Annotated in this window: 2 protein-coding genes; both read left to right on the top strand. The window is 68.6% G+C overall.

What is annotated here, in order from left to right:
• The coding region (locus tag ABDW21_RS10185; protein WP_343710410.1) for a hypothetical protein at positions 1-239 on the top strand (239 nt) is incomplete at its 5' end.
• A 53-nt stretch (positions 240-292) separates the two neighbouring features.
• On the top strand, positions 293-1,156 hold an 864-nt coding region (locus ABDW21_RS10180), incomplete at its 3' end, for a sulfurtransferase (protein ID WP_343710409.1).

Below are 1,156 nucleotides of genomic sequence, written 5' to 3'. Positions count from 1 at the left end.
TGGAAGAGACGGTGCCGTTGGAAGAGACGATGTGGAACGTCCCCGTCCCGGGCGACATCGACCGATACGACGTCGAGCGGCTGCGCGCCGCGCTCGCTGCGGGTGTGCGCAGTCAGTTGTCACCGCACAAACGCTTTCTCAGGGTAGTGGCCTGGTGCGCAGACGGCGGCGCGCTGTTCCGGCCCAACCCGGGCACGCGCCGCTTCGCGGTGGCTTACGAGGTCGCCCTGGGCGTCTGATTCACGCCGGGCATCCGACGTCGGGCGGCTCCGCCGGCGGTAGGCTCGGGTCCGTGCCGCTACCAGCAGATCCCAGTCCCACTCTGACCGGCTACGCCCACCCCGAACGGCTGGTCACCGCCGACTGGCTGGCCACCAACATGGGCAGACCCGGTCTGGCCATCGTGGAATCCGACGAGGACGTGCTGCTCTACGACGTCGGCCATATTCCCGGCGCGGTCAAGGTCGACTGGCACACCGACCTCAACGACCCGAGGGTGCGCGACTACATCACCGGCGAGCAGTTCGCCGAGTTGATGAACGGCAAGGGCATCGCCCGCGACGACACCGTGGTGATCTACGGCGACAAGAGCAACTGGTGGGCGGCGTATGCGCTGTGGGTGTTCACCCTGTTCGGCCATCCGGACGTTCGGCTGCTCAACGGGGGACGCGACCTGTGGCTCGCCGAGGGGCGCGAGACCACCCTGGACGTACCGACGAAAACCTCGACCGGCTATCCCGTCGTCGCGCGCAACGACGCACCGATCCGCGCGTTCAAAGACGACGTGCTGGCCGCGCTGGGCAGCCAGCCGCTGATCGACGTCCGCTCCCCCGAGGAGTACACCGGCAAGCGCACCCACATGCCCGACTACCCCGAGGAGGGGGCGCTGCGGGCGGGTCACATCCCGACGGCGCGCTCGATCCCGTGGAGCAAAGCCGCCGACGCCAACGGCCGCTTCCGCACCCGTGACGAGCTCGAACAGCTCTACGGGTTCATCCAGCCCGACGACAAGGCCGTCGTCTACTGCCGCATCGGCGAGCGGTCCAGTCACACCTGGTTCGTGTTGACGCACCTGCTCGGCATCCCCGGCGTGCGCAACTACGACGGCTCGTGGACCGAGTGGGGCAACACCGTGCGGGTGCCGATCGTGGCCGGC

It is taken from the genome of Mycobacterium sp. (genome assembly GCF_039583805.1).
Taxonomy (GTDB): Bacteria; Actinomycetota; Actinomycetes; order Mycobacteriales; family Mycobacteriaceae; genus Mycobacterium.
Note: the sequence above shows the minus strand (reverse complement) of the source record. Positions and strands in the feature narration are given on the sequence as shown.